Raw genomic sequence first — 1,709 nt, 5'->3', positions numbered from 1 at the left:
GGGGAACGGGGGCCGTCCGCCGGCGGCTGCGCGGGTGTGGGGGGTGGTGCGGACACGTCCCCAGTCTGCCGTCCCGGCCGTCCCGCTGGAAAGGACGCTCCCCCGCACCCGCCGGCACGCGTCCGTCCGGGCACGGGCGGAGGCGGTGCCGACGCGCCGTAGACTGGGGGATCGGTCGCCGTCCTGCCCGGGCGGCCGGTTGTCCCCGGATCGGTTTGGATGAGTCCCCGCATGTCCAACGGCGCGCGTACCTACCAGGTGAAGACCTTCGGCTGTCAGATGAACGTGCACGACAGCGAGCGGATGGCGGGCCTGTTGGAGGCGGCCGGCTACGTCCGCGCCCCCAAGGACGCCGACGCCGCCGACGTCGTGGTGTTCAACACCTGCGCCGTGCGGGAGAACGCCGACAACCGCCTGTACGGCAACCTCGGTCTGCTCGCCCCGCGCAAGGCCGCCCGTCCCGGCATGCAGATCGCCGTCGGCGGCTGCCTGGCCCAGAAGGACCGCGACACCATCGTGCGCCGCGCCCCCTGGGTGGACGTGGTCTTCGGCACCCACAACGTCGGCAAACTGCCGGTGCTGTTGGAGCGCGCCCGGATCCGCGAGGAGGCCCAGGTCGAGATCGCGGAGTCGCTGGAGGTCTTCCCCTCCACCCTCCCCACCCGGCGCGAGAGCGACCGCCTGGCCTGGGTGTCGATCTCGGTGGGCTGCAACAACACCTGCACCTTCTGCATCGTGCCCGCGCTGCGCGGCAAGGAGAAGGACCGCCGTCCCGGTGAGATCCTCGCCGAGATCGAGGCGCTGGTGGAGGACGGGGTCTGCGAGATCACCCTGCTCGGGCAGAACGTCAACGCCTACGGCTCCGACTTCGGCGACCGCCGTGCCTTCTCCGACCTGCTGCGCGCCTGCGGCCGGATCGAGGGCCTGGAGCGGGTGCGCTTCACCTCCCCCCACCCCCGGGACTTCACCGACGACGTCATCGAGGCGATGGCGCAGACGCCGAACGTGATGCCGCAGTTGCACATGCCGCTGCAGTCCGGCTCCGACCGCGTACTGCGCGCCATGCGCCGCTCCTACCGGCAGGATCGCTACCTCGGCATCATCGAGCGGGTGCGCGCCGCCATCCCGGACGCCGCGATCACCACCGACATCATCGTCGGCTTCCCCGGCGAGACCGAGGAGGACTTCGAGCAGACCCTGCACGTGGTCCGCGAGGCGCGCTTCGCCCAGGCCTTCACCTTCCAGTACTCCAAGCGGCCCGGCACCCCCGCCGCCGAGATGCCCGACCAGATCCCCAAGGAGATCGTGCAGCGGCGCTACGAGCGACTGGTCGAACTCCAGGAGGAGATCTCCTGGGCGGAGAACCGCGGGCAGGTGGGTCGCGTGGTGGAGGTGCTGGTCAGCGAGGGCGAGGGCCGCAAGGACGGCGCCACCCGCCGGCTCTCCGGGCGGGCTCCCGACAACCGGCTGGTCCACTTCAACCCCGAGCCCGCCGACCCCGCCGAGGGCCCGGTGCGCCCCGGTGACCTGGTGACCGTCGAGATCACCTACGCCGCCCCGCACCATCTGCTGGCCGACAAGCCCGCCCTCTCCGTGCGCCGGCTGCCGCCGGTCGGCGCCCGGTCGGCCGCCGCGCGGGGCGGCCCGGCCGGCCCCGGGGCCGGGGCCGGGGCCGGGGTCATGCTGGGCCTGCCCGGCATCGGCGCCCC

General features: G+C 73.1%; 1 protein-coding gene. It reads left to right on the top strand.

Going from position 1 to position 1,709, the window contains the following annotated elements; all coding sequences use genetic code 11:
* Window positions 1-231 precede the first annotated feature (231 nt).
* Window positions 232-1,709 (top strand): tRNA (N6-isopentenyl adenosine(37)-C2)-methylthiotransferase MiaB (miaB, locus tag FNQ90_RS22170; protein ID WP_182607971.1); only part of this gene is annotated, 1,478 nt, incomplete at its 3' end.

Origin of the sequence: Streptomyces alkaliphilus (genome assembly GCF_014141535.1) — a bacterium.
In the GTDB taxonomy this organism is placed as follows: Bacteria; Actinomycetota; Actinomycetes; order Streptomycetales; family Streptomycetaceae; genus Streptomyces; species Streptomyces alkaliphilus.
The sequence above is the reverse complement of the archived record's forward strand: the minus strand, read 5'-3'. Positions and strand labels throughout refer to the sequence as shown.